The 15134-nt window shown below is 64.5% G+C and carries 11 protein-coding genes and 3 pseudogenes; 12 read left to right on the top strand and 2 right to left on the bottom strand.

Annotation, left to right across the window (positions count from 1 at the left end; genetic code table 11):
* The first annotated feature begins 10 nt into the window (after positions 1-10).
* The 12 genes and pseudogenes from trbE (at position 11) to F7R26_RS14290 (ending at position 11991) form a co-directional block, all read left to right on the top strand.
* The gene (gene trbE, locus F7R26_RS14345; protein WP_050873419.1) at positions 11-2476 is read left to right on the top strand and encodes a conjugal transfer protein TrbE; all 2466 of its coding nucleotides are present in this window, start codon (positions 11-13) and stop codon (positions 2474-2476) included.
* Positions 2473-3228, top strand: a complete 756-nt coding sequence (gene trbJ, locus F7R26_RS14340; RefSeq protein WP_043373357.1) for a P-type conjugative transfer protein TrbJ — start codon at positions 2473-2475, stop codon at positions 3226-3228. The genes trbE and trbJ overlap by 4 nt, the downstream gene beginning before the upstream one ends.
* A 12-nt stretch (positions 3229-3240) precedes the next feature.
* Entirely contained in the window at positions 3241-4608 is a 1368-nt protein-coding gene (gene trbL, locus F7R26_RS14335; RefSeq protein WP_043373355.1) for a P-type conjugative transfer protein TrbL, read from the top strand.
* Between the two features lie 11 nt (positions 4609-4619).
* Positions 4620-5324 carry a conjugal transfer protein TrbF gene (gene trbF, locus F7R26_RS14330; protein ID WP_043373352.1) on the top strand — a complete coding sequence of 235 codons (705 nt, stop codon included), beginning with the start codon at positions 4620-4622 and terminating at the stop codon, positions 5322-5324.
* Positions 5321-6334 carry a P-type conjugative transfer protein TrbG gene (gene trbG, locus F7R26_RS14325; protein ID WP_043373349.1) on the top strand — a complete coding sequence of 338 codons (1014 nt, stop codon included), beginning with the start codon at positions 5321-5323 and terminating at the stop codon, positions 6332-6334. Before trbF ends, trbG begins: the two co-directional genes overlap by 4 nt.
* 2 nt (positions 6335-6336) lie before the next feature.
* Positions 6337-7604 (top strand): annotated as a pseudogene (locus F7R26_RS14320) (TraB/TrbI/VirB10 family type IV secretion system protein).
* Positions 7601-7834 (top strand): DUF2274 domain-containing protein, encoded by a 234-nt coding sequence (locus tag F7R26_RS14315; protein ID WP_027015124.1) that lies wholly within the window; start codon positions 7601-7603, stop codon positions 7832-7834. The pseudogene F7R26_RS14320 and the gene F7R26_RS14315 overlap by 4 nt, the downstream one beginning before the upstream one ends.
* Positions 7835-7986: 152 nt before the next feature.
* A complete protein-coding gene (locus tag F7R26_RS14310; RefSeq protein WP_050872232.1) occupies positions 7987-9129 on the top strand; it encodes a hypothetical protein in 1143 nt (380 codons plus the stop codon).
* Positions 9126-10376, top strand: coding sequence for a trypsin-like serine peptidase (locus F7R26_RS14305; protein WP_193692076.1), 1251 nt, complete (start codon positions 9126-9128; stop codon positions 10374-10376). The genes F7R26_RS14310 and F7R26_RS14305 overlap by 4 nt, the downstream gene beginning before the upstream one ends.
* A pseudogene (locus F7R26_RS14300) lies at positions 10310-10880 on the top strand (TraB/TrbI/VirB10 family type IV secretion system protein); the annotation flags it as partial. The gene F7R26_RS14305 and the pseudogene F7R26_RS14300, both read left to right, overlap by 67 nt.
* A pseudogene (locus F7R26_RS14295) lies at positions 10877-11121 on the top strand (DUF2274 domain-containing protein). The pseudogenes F7R26_RS14300 and F7R26_RS14295, both read left to right, overlap by 4 nt.
* Positions 11122-11262: 141 nt before the next feature.
* Complete coding sequence (locus F7R26_RS14290; protein ID WP_027015119.1) at positions 11263-11991, top strand: hypothetical protein; 729 nt, start codon at positions 11263-11265, stop codon at positions 11989-11991.
* 216 nt (positions 11992-12207) lie between these two features.
* On the opposite strand, the gene F7R26_RS14285 is transcribed toward F7R26_RS14290, so the two are convergent.
* Positions 12208-13884: an L-lactate permease gene (locus tag F7R26_RS14285; protein ID WP_150986364.1), complete on the bottom strand. Its 1677-nt coding sequence runs from the start codon at positions 13882-13884 to the stop codon at positions 12208-12210.
* Between the two features lie 489 nt (positions 13885-14373).
* On the bottom strand, positions 14374-15018 hold the full coding sequence (locus F7R26_RS14280) for a glutathione S-transferase family protein (protein ID WP_150986435.1): 645 nt from the start codon (positions 15016-15018) through the stop codon (positions 14374-14376).
* Positions 15019-15134 lie beyond the last annotated feature (116 nt).

The following is a 15134-nucleotide window of genomic DNA, read 5'->3' as shown; positions in this document are numbered from 1 at the left end:
GAGATATCGCATGCTGAACCTTGCCGAATACCGCCAGCGCCCGGCCTTGCTGGCTGACTGGCTGCCTTGGGCCGGGCTGATCGCTCCGGGCGTCGTGCTGAACAAGGATGGCTCCTTCCAGCGCACGGCGCGCTTTCGGGGGCCAGACCTCGACAGTGCCACGCAGGGCGAGCTGATCTCTACGTCAGCACGGTTGAACAACGCGCTGCGCAGGCTGGGTTCGGGCTGGGCCTTGTTCATCGAAGCCGAGCGCCGGCCCGCCGCCAACTACCCGCACTCGGAGTTTCCCGAGCCGCTGTCCTGGCTGGTGGACGAAGAGCGACGGGCAGCCTTCGAGGACTCCGGCAACCATTTCGAGAGCGGCTATCACCTCACGCTGGTGTATCTACCGCCCGAGGAGGCCCGCGCCCGTGCGGTCGGAATGCTGTACGAGAACCGTCCGACCGAGGGCGTGGACTGGCGTGAGCGCCTGACCGCGTTCGTCGCGGAGACGGATCGGATTTTCGACCTGCTCGATGGTGTGATGCCGGAGATTGCGTGGCTCGATGACAGCCAGACGCTGACCTACCTGCACTCGACTATTTCCACGCGGCGCTACCGCGTGGGCGTGCCAGAGGTGCCATTCCACCTCGATGCCTTGCTGGCCGATTCCGCGCTGATCGGCGGACTGGCACCGATGCTGGGCGACCAGCACCTGCGCGTGGCGACGGTGCGGGGATTTCCAACTTCGACTTGGCCGGGGATTCTGGATGACCTCAACCGTCTCAGCTTTGCGTACCGCTGGAGTACGCGCTTTCTCTGCCTCGACAAAGCCGATGCGGAAAAAGAGCTTTCCCGCCTACGCCGCCAGTGGTTCGCCAAGCGCAAAAACGTCATCGCGCTGCTGCGCGAGACGATCTTCCAGCAGGAAAGCCCGCTGGTCGATACCGACGCCAGCAACAAGGCCACCGATGCGGATGCTGCCTTGCAAGAGCTGGGCAGCGATCAAGTGGCCTTCGGCTACGTGACGGCGACCGTCACAGTCATGGACGCGGATGCCGCCGTGGCCGACGAGAAGCTGCGCAGGGTGGAGCGCGTCATCCAGGGGCGTGGCTTCGTCACCATCCCCGAAACGCTCAACGCCGTGGATGCGTGGCTGTCGTCCATTCCGGGCCATGCCTACGCCAACGTCCGCGAGCCCATCGTCTCGACGCTGAACCTGGCGCACCTGATGCCGGTGTCGGCGGTATGGGCCGGGCCGGAGAAGAACGCGCATCTCGACGGCCCGCCGCTGATCGTCACGCGCACTGAGGGCGCGACGCCGTTCCGGCTGGTTACGCACATCGGCGACGTGGGCCACACGCTGGTGGCTGGGCCAACCGGTATGGGCAAGTCCGTGCTGCTCGCCACTTTGGCGATGCAGTTTCGGCGCTATCGCGGCTCGCGCATCTTCGCCTTCGACATGGGGCGCTCGATGCGCGCCACGATCCTGGGCCTGGGCGGCGAGCACTACGACCTTGGGCTGGATGGCGAGATCGCTTTCCAACCACTCGCGCGCATCGACCGCGAGGGCTACCGCACCTGGGCGGCTGAATGGATCGAAGGCCGTTTGCGGCATGAGGGCGTGGCCGTCGGCCCCGAGGAGAAGGTGGCCATCTGGTCGGCGCTGGGAAGCCTGGCCGGAGCTCCGGTGGAGCAGCGCACGATGACGGGCCTTTCCGTACTGTTGCAATCGAACGCGCTGCGGCAGGCGCTCGCGCCCTATGTGCTCGGCGGCGCCCACGGCAAGCTGCTGGACGCGGATTCGGATCGACTGGGCTCCGGCTCCGTGCAGTGCTTTGAGATGGAAGAGCTGATGCACAGCAAGGCCGCCGTCATGGCCGTGCTGCATTACCTCTTTGCACGGTTCGATGAACGCTTTGACGGCGCACCGACGCTGCTGATCCTCGATGAAGCATGGCTGTTCCTCGATGACCCGGTGTTCGCGGCGCGCATCCGCCAATGGCTCAAGACGCTGCGCAAGAAGAACGTGAGCGTCATCTTCGCCACGCAGAGTCTGGCGGACATCAAGGATTCGAGCATCGCGCCCGCGATCATCGAGAGCTGCGCGAGCCGCATCTTTCTGCCGAACCCGCAGGCGACCGAGCCGCAGATTCGCACGATCTACGAGGGCTTCGGTCTTAACAGGCGGCAGATCGAAATCGTCACTACCGCGCAGCCCAAGCGCGACTACTACTACCAATCGCGCCTCGGCAACCGTCTGTTCGACCTCGACCTGGGCGCCGCGACTTTGGCCTTCGCGGGCGCCTCCACGCAACAAGACCAGCGTGACATCGACGCGGTGCTCGCTGCCGCTTCATCCGTCTCCACCCCGTTCGCAGCCGCATGGCTGCGCCACCGCAGCCTCGATTGGGCGGCCGATCTGCTGCGCGATTTCCCCGGCCCCGCGCCGGGTGCCGCCCCCATCCCCAGCCATCTCCAGGAGAACCTGCCATGAAGCCCCATGCCCACAAGCTCGCTGCGCTGACCACCGCCTGCGTGCTCGCCTTCGGCATCGCGCAGCCCGCGCATGCACTGTTCGGCGTTGGCGACATCGTGTTCGATCCGACCAATCTGGTGCAGAACACGCTCACCGCCGTTCGCACGCTGGAGCAGATCAACAACCAGATCCGCCAGCTCCAGAACGAAGCGCAGATGCTCATCAACCAGGCGCGCAATCTGGCCAGCCTGCCGTCCAGCGTGGTGGGCCAGTTGCGCGCGAACCTGGCGACCACTCAACGGCTGATCGCCCAGGCCAAGGGCCTGGCCTACGACGTGACGAGCATCGACCGCGAATTCGCACGCCTGTATCCCGAGCAGTACGCCGCCACGGTGAGCGGCAATCAGATGTACCGCGATGCGCGGGAGCGCTGGAAGCATACGCTCAATGGCCTGCAGACCACCATGCAGATGCAGGCCCAGGCCTCGCAGAACCTGAGCGACGACGAAGGCGCGCTGGCCGACCTCGTGGGCAAGAGCCAGTCGGCCGTCGGCGCCCTGCAGGCGATGCAAGCCATGAACCAGTTGCTGGCCCTGCAGGCCAAGCAGTCCATCCAGACGCAGCGGCTGCAGATCACGCAGGATCGCGCGGCCTCGCTGGAGCTGGCGCGGCAGGCCGCTGCCGTGGAGCGTGGCCGCGAGGTGAACCGGCGCTTCGTGGGCACTGGTACGCCGTACACGCCGCAGCCCGTGAACTTCTACAGCCGCTGACGGAGCCGGGCCATGAACGATGTTTCGGTCATTGACCGCTTCCTCGACGTTTTTTCGCGCTACATCGACTCGGGATTCGGCCTGGTGCAGGGCGAGGTGGCGTTCCTGACCGCAACGTTGATCGTCATCGACATGACGTTGGCCGGGCTGTTCTGGGCGATGGGGCATGCCACCGGCCAGGGCGAGGACGTGATCGCCAAGCTGATCCGCAAGGTGCTGTACGTGGGTGCCTTCGCCTACATCATCGGCAACTTCAACACCCTGGCGGGCATCCTGTTCCGTTCCTTCGCCGGGCTGGGCCTGACGGCCAGCGGCTCGACCTTGAGCATGGGCAACTTCCTGCAGCCGGGACGGCTGGCCAAGGCCGGTATCGACGCGGCGGCACCCATCCTCGACCAGATCCGGGAGATGGCGGGCTTCCCCGAGGTGTTCATCCACATCGCGCCCATCGTCGTGCTGTTCCTCGCGTGGCTGGTGGTCATCGTCAGCTTCTTCGTGCTGGCGGTGCAGCTCTTCGTCACGCTGATCGAGTTCAAGCTGACCACGCTGGCGGGCTTCGTGCTGGTACCGTTCGCCCTCTGGAACAAGACGGCGTTCCTCGCCGAGAAGGTCTTGGGCAACGTGGTGTCCTCAGGCATCAAGGTACTGGTGCTTGCCGTCATCGTGGGCATCGGCTCGGGGCTGTTCGCCGAATTCCGGATACCGCCTGGCTCCGAGCCCTCCATCGACCAGGCACTGGTCATCATGCTGGCCTCGCTGTCACTGCTGGCCCTGGGCATCTTCGGGCCGGGTATCGCGACGGGGCTGGTGTCCGGCGGGCCGCAGCTCGGCGCGGGTGCGATGGCCGGTGCTGCCATCGGCGCGGCCGGAACCGCCGTGGTGGTCGGCGCCGCGGCCTCTGGCGTCGGCAGCGCCGTGGCGGCCGGAGCGCGCATGGCACCTGCCGCCGCCAGGATGGCTGGGGACGGTGTCCGCTCGATGGCATCGACCGCCAGCGGCGCCCGGTCGGCGTACCTGGCGGGCTCCGCCTCAGCCGGTGGCGGCCTCAAGGGGGCCGCCGCTGGCGTGGGCAATGTCGCCAAGACCGGCGCACACGCGGCCGGGCAGAAGGTGGCCGACGGAGCGCGCTCGATGAAGGAGCGCGTCGCCGCCGCCTTCCGACCCGATGACGCCGAATCGACGTCGGGGGCAGCTGCTGGGACGCAGAGCAGCAGCGAAGCCGCCGCACCGCCCCCATCCACCGAGCAGCCCGCCTGGGCCAAGCGCCTGCATCGCAGGCAGCAGCTCACCCATGCCGCGACCACCGCCGCCCACACGCTGCGCGGCGGCGATGGCGGCAGCTCCAGCCAGGGCCCAAGCCTTCGCGATTCCGATTCATAAGGAGAACTTCCATGCGATTCAAACGACCGCAGGTGCGCTACGCCGACACACCGCAACCTGCCACTCCGTACCAAGCCGCAGGCCAGGTGTGGGACGAACGTATCGGCTCGGCCCGCGTGCAGGCAAAGAACTGGCGTTTCATGGCACTGGGCTGCCTCACCTTGGCCGTGCTGATGGCGGGCGGCCTGGTCTGGCGTTCCGCGCAGTCCATCGTGACGCCCTACGTGGTGGAGGTGGACAACGCGGGCCAGGTGCGCGCGGTCGGCGAGGCCGCCACGCCATATCGACCCAACGATGCGCAGATGGCCTATCACCTGGGCCGCTTCATCGGGCTGGTGCGCTCGCTGTCCATCGACTCCATCGTCGTGCGACAGAACTGGCTCGATGCCTACAACTACACCACGGACAAGGGTGCCGTGGCGCTCAACGAGTACGCCCGCGTGAACGATCCGTTCGCGCGCATCGGCAAGGAGTCGGTGACGGTGCAGATCAGCAGCGTGACCCGCGCCAGCGACCAGTCGTTCAACGTGCGCTGGACGGAGACGCGCTTTGTGAACGGTGCGCTGGATCGCACCGAACGCTGGAACGCAGTGGTTTCCATCGTGCAGCAGACGCCGCGCACCGAGCAGCGGCTGCGCAAGAACCCCCTGGGTATCTACGTCAACGGCCTGTCGTGGAGCCGCGAACTGGAAGGAAGCGAAGGAGCAAAACCATGAATTATCTTTTGCGTAAATCCGCCTTGCCGGTGATCCTGCTGGCATCCACCGTCCTGTTTGCAGGCTGCGCTTCGCAGGGCAAGCCGCCGCCGGCCATCTCGCTCGATGAGCCGGTACAGGCCCAGCCGCTGCCGGAGCCGCCTGCGCCTGTGGAGGTGGTGGCCGTGCCGCAGGTATTGCCGATGCCGGCGCAAATAAAACCTGTGCCGGATACCAAGCCCACGCCGGAGCCCGCCGATGAAACCGTGCGGGTGTCCCGCGCCAACGCCGAGGCGCGCATCGCGCCGACGCGCGAGGGCTACGTCAACGCAATCCAGGTCTGGCCCTTCACCGATGGCGCGCTGTACCAGGTCTATGCGGCCGTGGGCCGCGTGACGGTGATCGCGCTCCAGCCGGGTGAGGAACTGGTGACGGTGGCCGCTGGCGACACGGTGCGCTGGATCGTTGGGGACACATCGAGCGCCAGCGGCGATGCGTTGCGCGTGAACGTGATGGTCAAGCCGATCCGCTCGGGGTTGAAAACCAATCTCGTCATCACCACCAGTCGCAGGACGTATCTGCTGGAGCTGACCTCGACCGAGAAGACGTGGATGGCTTCGGTGTCCTGGGAGTATCCGAAGGACAAGATGCTGGCCTTGCAGCGCCAGGCACAGGTCGCGAATGCGGCTGCGCCGTTGGACGCTGGCCTGTCGCTGGAGAAGATCCGTTTCCGCTACGCCGTCAGTGGCAGCAATCCGCCGTGGAAGCCGCTGCGGGCCTTCGATGACGGGGAGAAGGTCTACATCCAGTTTCCGCCGGGCATCGCGCAAGGCGAGTTGCCGCCGCTGTTCGTCATCGGCGCGCAGGGTGACGGGCAGTTGGTGAACTACCGCTTCCGCTCGCCGTACTACATCGTGGACCGCCTGTTCGGCGCGGCCGAGCTGCGCCTGGGTGGTGGCAAGGGCACTGATGGCGACGTGGTGCGGATTGAGCGCACGGATGGCGCTTCGAGTGGCACGCGGAGGAACTGACCATGAGCCAGGACGATTCTCCTGACCTTGCGCCGCAGGCGGGCAAGGTGGCACCCGAGGCGGTGGCGCTGCGCGCGCAGCCGCGTCCGGTCACGCGCCTGAACCGGCGCACGCTGGCCATCCTTACCGGCGGGCTGTCGGTCGCGGTGCTCGGGGCCACGATCTGGTCGCTGCAGCCGCACCGGCGCAATGCGGGCGAGCAGCCCGAGCTGTACAACGTCGATCGTGTCTCGAAGTCAGAAGGGCTGGATGGCCTGCCTTCGGACTATTCCAAGCTGCCGGCCAAGGTGCCGGAGCTGGGGCCGCCGCTGCCGGGCGATCTGGGCCCGGCCATCGTGAAGTCGCAGCAGCCGGTGACGCCCACCTATGCGCCACCAGGCCACGATCCAGAGGATGCAAGGCGCAAGGAGGCCGACGCGGCCGCAGCATCCTCGGTGTTCTTCCGCTCGGGCACGCCCGGCAAGGGTCTAGCGACAGGCTCGGCGCAAGTCGCCGCCGCCGGTCCTGCATCGGCTTTGGCGGGATTCGATCCACTGGCCGCCGGGCCGGCCTCGACGGCGGCTCAGCCCACCGACCCCACCGCAGCGCAGAACCGGCAAGATCAAAAGAGGCTTTCCTGAAAGGCGGCTCTACAGAAACCCGCAATTCCGGGAATCTGCAAATGCCGGCCTCGCCGTACCAGGTCATGGCAGGCACCGTGATCGCCGGGGCGCTGGTGACGGGCATCAAGTCCGATCTGCCGGGCGACGTGATCGCCACGGTGACGGAGCCGGTCTACGACACGGCCACGGGCAGGTTCCTACTGATCCCGCAGGGCTCGCGCATCCTGGGCAAGTACAACAGCCAGGTGAGCTACGGGCAGAGCCGCGTGCAGGTGGTGTGGAACCGCATCATCCTGCCAGACACGTCTTCGCTGAAGCTCGACAACCTCGCGGGCACTGATCCGGCCGGCTACGCCGGCCTGGAGGATGGCGTCGATTGGCATTGGGATCGCGTCTTTGCCGGTGCGGCGCTGACAACGCTGCTGGGCGTGGGTGCCGAGCTGGCCGCACCGGAGAACCGGCAGAACGGCAACCGTATCGTGATTGCCGGGCGCGACAGTGCGCAGGACAACATCAGCCAAGTGGGCCAGGAGATGACCCGGCGCAACATGAGCATTCAGCCGACCTTGACGGAGCGACCGGGCCTACCAGTGCGGATCATCGTCAATCGCGATCTGGCGTTGCGACCGTACCAGCCGGTGTTCTTCCAGCGGGGAGCAATGCGATGAGCACCACCAAGAAGCTGCGGCTCGGGCCGCTGCCCAAGACTGAAAGCGTCAAGCTGACCTTTGCCTGCCCGGTCAGCCTGAAAGCCGACCTTGACCGCTACGCAGCGCTACACGCGCAGACTTATGGCGAGGCTGTGGACGCAGTGACGCTGATTCCGCACATGCTGGAGGCATTCATCGCTGGGGATCGGGGGTTTAAGCGCAAACATGAAGCAAGTCGCGGCCTATAGGTGAGTGATCCCGAAGCCGGGTGCGTACCTCGGAGATCTTGGTCAACAAATTTCGCGAGAACTCTCCCTTGGGGGATGCGTCGGAGCAGACCTCCCATTAAAATTTTTAACAGAGTCGCTACGACTCTGCGGCAGCACCACAGGAGGGAACTATGAAGCGTCTCTGGATCGTACTGGGAGTGTCCGTCGCGTTTGCACTGGGCGGGTGCAGCGCAACAACGTCAGCCTATGTGAAGGCGGGCGAAGGTTTCACCGAGACCATGGATGGCGCGAAAGCCAGCGTCAAGCTGCTGGCCGACCAGCGCACTCGCGTGGCGCGCGTAGCGTATGCCGACAACTTGATCGTGCGTGGCCAGACTGCTGGCGGCACGGTAGAGAAGGAATTCGGCGACTTCGTCTGCAAGGGTGCAGGCGCGTTGGTCGACGCGCGTTCCGGCATGAAAGTGCTAGGGCAGTACGGCAAGTCTGTGAACGACCTGCTCAAGAAGCCTGATCAGGACGTGGCGAGCTTGTGGGAGTCGATGGCGACGATCGAAGAGCGGCAGGCAAAGCTCAAGAAGCCCAAGCAGTCCACGGAACAGTCGGATTGCGCAGACGAAGTGGCTGGACTGCTAGCGATGAATATGCCCACCGTGCAGGAGTCAGGCCTGCTCGCAGGCATCCTGACGATTCAGACGGTGATTGATGGTTTGAACAAAGCGGTAGTGGCCGTGATGAGTATGCAAGACGAGGCGGCCCGAGCCAAAGCATTGCAGGTCTACATCACCGCCAACACGAAGACGGTCGCTGACTTGATCGACAAGGTTGGCCAGATCAGCCCCGAATACGATGATCTTTGCCGTAGTGATACTGGTAAGCATCGCATTTTTTGCAAGGTCTACACAGAGAGGCCCGATGGCGCAGCGGCGGACTACGTGATCCCCGAGCCGAACAAACTTGCGGCGCAATTGCTGTGGCAGAAGTGGGCGTCGCTGCGCCAGCCGTACCTACACTTCCAGTCCTTTTCAGCGGCCGCTCCGGCCGCGCGCACGCCGCAGGAAAAGGCGCGCGCCATGGACATGGCTTTGCGCATCCATCGACAACTCGGGGAATACGACGCACTGCGCGTCACCCCGTCGCCGCAGATGCTGCCCGGCGGCCTGCGCGAGGCACAACAGGCGCTGGTTGACGTAGCCGAAGGCAAAGTGCCACCGGGCACTGGCTGGGGCCGCATCATGGCCTGGGCTAAGACTTTGGGTGACGTAGCGTCAGGCCTGGGCGATGCGAAGAAGGCCATTGAAGGGGATGCTGAATGAGTACACACCGTCAACACTGGCTTCGTCGAGGCATTGTGGTCGCGGTGTTGTGGGGCAGTACGGTTTGCGCCTGGGCACAGGTGGAGAAAATCGCGTCGCGGATAGAGGAGCTGGGGCCGACACAGCAGCGTCAGCTCCAGGCGCTGATGGCGTCACGCCAGGAGCGAGGTGGCGCTCAATTGTTCACCGACGAGGAGGTCCGCACCGTCCGCGCCGCTGTGCCGACCGCGGTAACACCGCTGCCCAAGTCGGACATCGATCAACTATCACTGCGCATTCACAATGTGTTTGGCTCACGCGGCAATTACATGGATCGCATCGTTAGCGGCGATCCGGTATTTCCGGTCTGTCCAGGGTGCAACGATGGACTCGGTAAGACTTGCCACCAATCATCGTCGCAATCTCGCAGAGCCACTGCCAGTAGTCTGCTGACCCAGCGCCCTCATTTGGCTGAAGCGGTTGGTGGTCTGTACTTGATACAGGTGGATAGTCCACCGCAGCTCATGGGCACGGTTTTCGTGCTGCAAGGGCGTATCGTGACCAACGGGCATGTCTTGCTTAATGCAACTCAACCGACTGGGTCAGCCGACGTGCGTAAGCTCAAGCCTCAATACCGTTTGGAGGCAGTGTTCGGTGCCGGTGGAGTACGCCGAGTGGTCTTACCGGCAGATTCACCTTGGCGCCGTCATCCAAGTCTGGATCTCATTGTGACTGCATGGCCTGTAGGCGCGGTGGCGCCAATGGGGCTGACGCTTGCGACAGGGACACTCGCCACCAGCACGTCCGTGGCGCTGCTGGGTTTTCCGTCGGTAAACAACAATACGGATCGGCCTGAGGACGTTGATCGGGCTTTTGGCCGCTGCCCGGAGGTGCCTGTCTCCGAGCCGTCCATGGTGATATCAATGGGCCAGATCACGTCAGTGTCTGATGTGACCTTGGAGCACGATGCCAACACCATGGGCAACAGTTCCGGCTCACCGCTCATTCGAATGGCCGACGGCGGTTGTCGGAGTGCAGCGTGCCGACGGCCTGTCGTCGGATCGCAATTTGGCTGTGGTAGCAAGCGGGCTGGCCGAACTGGTGCTGGCCGCAGCGCCATGACTAGCGATGCGTACATTGGCAGCCGCGCACTCGTGCCTGCTGATGCGGCGGTCCATGCGCTACCTAACATTCCATATGGACAAGTTTTGATTCCGTCCCAGCCACCGCTGTGCGGAACCGGCAAGACCAGAAAGAGGCTTTCCTGAAAGGCGGCTCTACGGAAACCCGCAATTCTGGGAATCTGCAGATGCCGTCCTCGCCATACCAAGTCATGGCCAGGACGGTAATTGCGGCGGCGCTGGTGACTGGCAGCAAATCCGATTTGCCGGGCGACGTGATCGCCACGGTGACTGAGCCTGTCTACGACACGGCCCAGGCAAGCTCCTGCTAATCCCGCAGGGCTCGCGCCTCATGGGCAAGTACAACAGCCAGGTGAGCTATGGGCAGAGCCGGTGTGGAATCGCATCGTCCTGCCGGACGCGTCTTCTCTGAAGCTCGACAACCTCGCGGGCATCGATCCGGCCGGCAACGTCGGCCTGAAAGATAGCGTCGATTGACATTGAGATCGGTTTTTTGCTGGCGCGGCTCTGGCCACGCTGTTGGGCCAGGGCGCCGAGCTGGTCGCGCCGCAGAACCGGCAGGACGGCAACCGCGACCTCGTGCTGCTGCCGTGCCAGCCTCTGTTCTTCAACCAGGGAGCCGCGAAATGAACACCACCAAGAAGCTGCGTCTTGGGGCGTTGCCCAAGACCGAGGCCACGAAGCTTACGTTCTCTTGCCCAATCAGCCTGAAGGCTGAACTCGACCGCTATGCCGCGGTGTATGCACAAACCTACGGAAAAGCGGTTGATGCGGCTACGCTGATTCCGTACATGCTGGAGGCTTTCATGGCGAGGACCGGGGCTTCCACCGCAAAGCGCAGAAGAGCCTGCCGGTGCGCGCTCCAGCCTGAACTTGCTAAAATGGTGCCATGCACGGGTAGGTGCTGGCCGTCCGCAATGGCAAAGTTCACTCACTACCAATGGCGATTTCCATTGGAATCTTGATCGGATTCCTACTGAGCGGGCCCTAGGAGTCTTCGATTGAGAAACCAATGAAGATGAACACCATCACATGGGTCGATCTGGCCCGCCTCAAGAAGGCCGCCAAGGCGGCCAAAGCAACACTCCCCGACCTGACGCATATGCAACGGCTCAATGCCATTGCCGCGGCCGAGTATGGAGTGCGCCACTTCCACGAACTGGAGAAGCGCTACGACGCGCAAGTGGCCAGCCACGTTGACGTGGACGGCGGTGCGCACCACTGCCGCTTCTGCTCCTTCACCTTTGATGGGACGCTGCCAGCTGACATCAAGGCGCACAGCGAGCGGCATCAGCTCTTCGCGGAAGCGCAGGCGACGCTGGGCTTCGTACCCATGTCGTACAAAGAGCGCGAGCAGGTCAAACGCACCGGATACGAATGGATGCGTTCGCCCGATCCGGGAACTCAGCGGCAAGGTGCGCTGGCTGTTCTGCTGTCCCACTTCGAACGCTCGATGGAGCACGCCGTCGACGGCGGGCGTTGGCACAAGCACCCATACTTCGTGGAGTACCTGGCGTATGCGCTGCCCGGCGCTGGCTTTGTTCCTGAGTCGATCCGACAGCGGCTTGCCAAGGAGTTCGGCGATAAGCCTGGGGGCATTCCGGCTGGCGCTACGGACTGGCCGTCGCAGGCCGCCGTCAAGGTGACCCGTTCGGCCTCAGATGCCGCTGCCTCTGTGCGGCTTCGCGAAAGTGTGTCGCAGGCGGCGAAAACTGCCGCAGAAGGATTGGTCGCTACCTGACTTGGGCTGCCCAAAGGAGGGGGAATTCCCCCTCCCGAGCATGACGGTGTTTGCCACCGCCATGCTCCCATATGGCACCTAGCTCACGAAGGCCAACCGCCGAAGAGTGCCCCGATCCGAGCCTAACTGCTTGTGGCGTATGGGAATTTACGCCCGATGCAGATCCACCTTGGGGACTTGACATTGGACATTTTTCATGGCCGCTGGTTTGCCAGCTCAGTGAATCACCATCTGCGTGAACGGATGCACATAAGCCTGCAGCGTAATGAACAGCCCCACCAGGATCGCCAGCGCGATCGAGTGGAAAAACACATAGCGCAGGATCTCGCCTTCGTGTCCGTACCACTTGGTGGCGGTGGACGCCACCACGATGGACTGCGCATCGATCATCTTGCCCATCACGCCGCCCGAGCTGTTGGCCGAGGCCATCAGGATCGGCGATAGGCCCAGCTGCTCGGCCGTGGTTTTCTGCAGGCCGCCAAAGAGCACGTTGGAGGCGGTGTCGGACCCGGTCAGCGCCACGCCCAGCCAGCCCAGCATGGTGCCGAACAGCGGGTAGAGCACGCCGGTGTGGGCAAAGGCCAGGCCCAGCGTGGCATCCAGGCCCGAGTAACGGGTCAGGTAGCCCACGCCGAACATCGCACAGATGGTCAGCAGCGAATACTTCACCAGCTTGATGGTTTCCCAGTATTCCTTGACCAGGCGCGGCACGGAATAGCCCATCAGCAGGCCGCCGAGAATGCCGGAGACCAGGATGCCGGTGCCGGCCATCGACAGCACGTTGAACGTGAAGACGGCGCCTTCGGCAGTGGCCTTCGGCACCACCGGCGGCACCTTGAACACGGCTTTGTCGAGGCCGGGGATGGGGAATTTCCATTGCCACAGGCCGTCCATCAGCTTCTTGAATTCCGGCACGCCCCAGACAAAGACGAACACGGTCAGGATCACCCAGGGCATCCAGGCCTTGACCACCGAGATGCCGGCGGAGGCGGCGCTGGCGCGGGCTTCGGCGGCTACCGCTTCAGGGTCGTCGACCTTGGAGTCGTCCTTGCGGCCGAGGATGCGCGTGGAGGTCCAGATTTCCTTGGGCTTCCAGACCTTCAGGAACAGCGTCAGGCAGCCCATCGACACCAGCGCGGCAATCACGTCCACCAGCCAGGGGCCGTGGTAGTTCGACACCAGGAACTGCGGCACGGCAAAGGTGACGCCGGCCACCAGGATCGCCGGCCAGATCGCCAGCATGCCGCGGAAGCCGGCAAAGGCCCAGATCAGCCAGAACGGCACGAGCACCGAGAAGAAGGGCAGCTGCCGGCCGACCATGGCCGAGAGATGCAGCAGGTCCAGGCCCGTCACCGCGGACAGGCCGATCAGCGGCGCGCCCAGCGCACCGAAGGCCACTGGCGCGGTATTGGCGATCAGCGCCAGGCCGGATGCCGCCAGTGGCGAGAAACCGAGGCCGATCAGGATGGCGCCGGTGACTGCCACCGGCGTGCCGAAGCCTGCTGCGCCTTCGAAGAATGCGCCGAAGCTGAAAGCCACCAGCAGCAGTTGCAGGCGCCTGTCTTCGGTGATGCCGGAGATCGAGTTCTGCAGCACCTTGAAGGAGCCGTTGATGGTGGTCAGCCGGTGCAGGAAGATGATGTTCAACACGATCCAGCCGATCGGGAACAGGCCCGATGCGATGCCCAGGCCGGCAGCCTTGCCAGCCATGTCGGCGGGCATGCCGAACACCGCGGAGGCAATGACCACGCCGACCACCAGGGCCAGCCCGGCGGCCAAGTGGGCCTGCAGGTGAAAGAAGGCTAGCGCCGCCAGCAGTACGGCGACGGGAATCCCCGCTGCCAACGTGGACAATGCCAGGCTGCCTAACGGGTCATAGACTTGAGTCCACACGATGAGTCCTCCTCGGGTTGGGGCGACAGGTTTATTTTCTATTGAGCCCGGCCTGCCGTTTTGTCTTTTGTCCGGGCGCGCTTCGGCAACGACGCGACCAGCAAACTTCGGATTCTAAGGATGGGTTCCTGCCGCGCTACCCTAAATCCGGTCACCGCCATCGTGAGCCGGATTCATGGATCAGGGTTTGCCTGGGGGCAGGTTGGCGCACTCGCTGCCTGATTGGCAGAGTACTCCAAACCACTCGATACGCAAATGTATGCTGGCCAGGCCCATGGTGGCAGAATGTGCCGGTCGTCCTTGTGCGCCTTGGCGCTGCCGATAAGCTGACCGGCCCGGCATGAAAGGCGGCGTTCCTGTTTCTGGAGGCGCATTGCCATGCTGCACATCCTTCCCGGTGGTCACGTGCTTGCGGCGGTGTCGGGCGGGCGCAACAGCAAGTAAATCAGCCAGTAAATCAGCAGGCAAATCGGCAAATAAGGGGGCGGCTCAGACCAGCGGCAGCGTCAGGATGGTGCGGGCGGCAGGCCGTGCGCGCATGGCCGCTGCCCAGCGCTCAAGGTGGGGGCGGGGCTGGTGTGTGACAGGCAGGCCCAGCCAGCGGTGGGCGGCGCAGGCAACCGGGATGTCGGCCATGGTGAAGCGGTCGCCGCAGATGAATTCACGCTGCGCCAGGGCTTCGTCGAGCCGGGCCGCGAGCGGTTCGGTGCGTTCCAGGGAACGGGCGATCAGGTCGGCGTCGCGCTGCTTGGCGGGCAGCCGCACCAGGTGGCGGAATGCGTCGACCATGGCCGGGCTGAAGGCGTTGGTCTGCCAGTCCATCCAGCGGTCGGCCAGCGCGCGCGCCTTGACGTTGCCGGGCCACAGGGTGTCCTCGCCGTCGTGCGCGCACAGGTAGCGCACGATGGCGTTGGATTCCCACAGCACAAAGGGCTCGCCGCCCACGTCGGTGCCGCGGAAGTCCTCGATCACGGGGATGCTGCGGTCGGGATTGAGCCGGACATAGGCCTCGGTGTCGAGGTCGCCGTCGCTGACGCCAATGTCGATGCGTTCGTGGTCCAGGTGCAGCTCGCGCGCGCACCAGACCACTTTTTGCACGTTGATCGATGAGAGTCGACCCCAGATACGCAGCACGAAAACCTTCTCCTCAAGGCGTGGGCCGCGCATGCGCAATGCCTGCGCGTTCGTGGCCCGGACTGACAGGCGATGGCCGTTATCTTGCCATGAAGCCCGCCAGCCCGGTATCAGCC

Origin of the sequence: Cupriavidus basilensis (assembly GCF_008801925.2) — a bacterium.
GTDB lineage: Bacteria > Pseudomonadota > Gammaproteobacteria > Burkholderiales > Burkholderiaceae > Cupriavidus > Cupriavidus basilensis.
Note: the sequence above shows the minus strand (reverse complement) of the source record. Positions and strands in the feature narration are given on the sequence as shown.

What these genes read in the sequence shown, in the direction of transcription:
- trbE (WP_050873419.1), top strand. Translation starts at nt 11, where the DNA reads ATGCTGAACCTTGCCGAATACCGCCAGCGCCCGGCCTTGCTGGCTGAC.
- trbJ (WP_043373357.1), top strand. Translation starts at nt 2,473, where the DNA reads ATGAAGCCCCATGCCCACAAGCTCGCTGCGCTGACCACCGCCTGCGTG.
- trbL (WP_043373355.1), top strand. Translation starts at nt 3,241, where the DNA reads ATGAACGATGTTTCGGTCATTGACCGCTTCCTCGACGTTTTTTCGCGC.
- trbF (WP_043373352.1), top strand. Translation starts at nt 4,620, where the DNA reads ATGCGATTCAAACGACCGCAGGTGCGCTACGCCGACACACCGCAACCT.
- trbG (WP_043373349.1), top strand. Translation starts at nt 5,321, where the DNA reads ATGAATTATCTTTTGCGTAAATCCGCCTTGCCGGTGATCCTGCTGGCA.
- F7R26_RS14315 (WP_027015124.1), top strand. Translation starts at nt 7,601, where the DNA reads ATGAGCACCACCAAGAAGCTGCGGCTCGGGCCGCTGCCCAAGACTGAA.
- F7R26_RS14310 (WP_050872232.1), top strand. Translation starts at nt 7,987, where the DNA reads ATGAAGCGTCTCTGGATCGTACTGGGAGTGTCCGTCGCGTTTGCACTG.
- F7R26_RS14305 (WP_193692076.1), top strand. Translation starts at nt 9,126, where the DNA reads ATGAGTACACACCGTCAACACTGGCTTCGTCGAGGCATTGTGGTCGCG.
- F7R26_RS14290 (WP_027015119.1), top strand. Translation starts at nt 11,263, where the DNA reads ATGAAGATGAACACCATCACATGGGTCGATCTGGCCCGCCTCAAGAAG.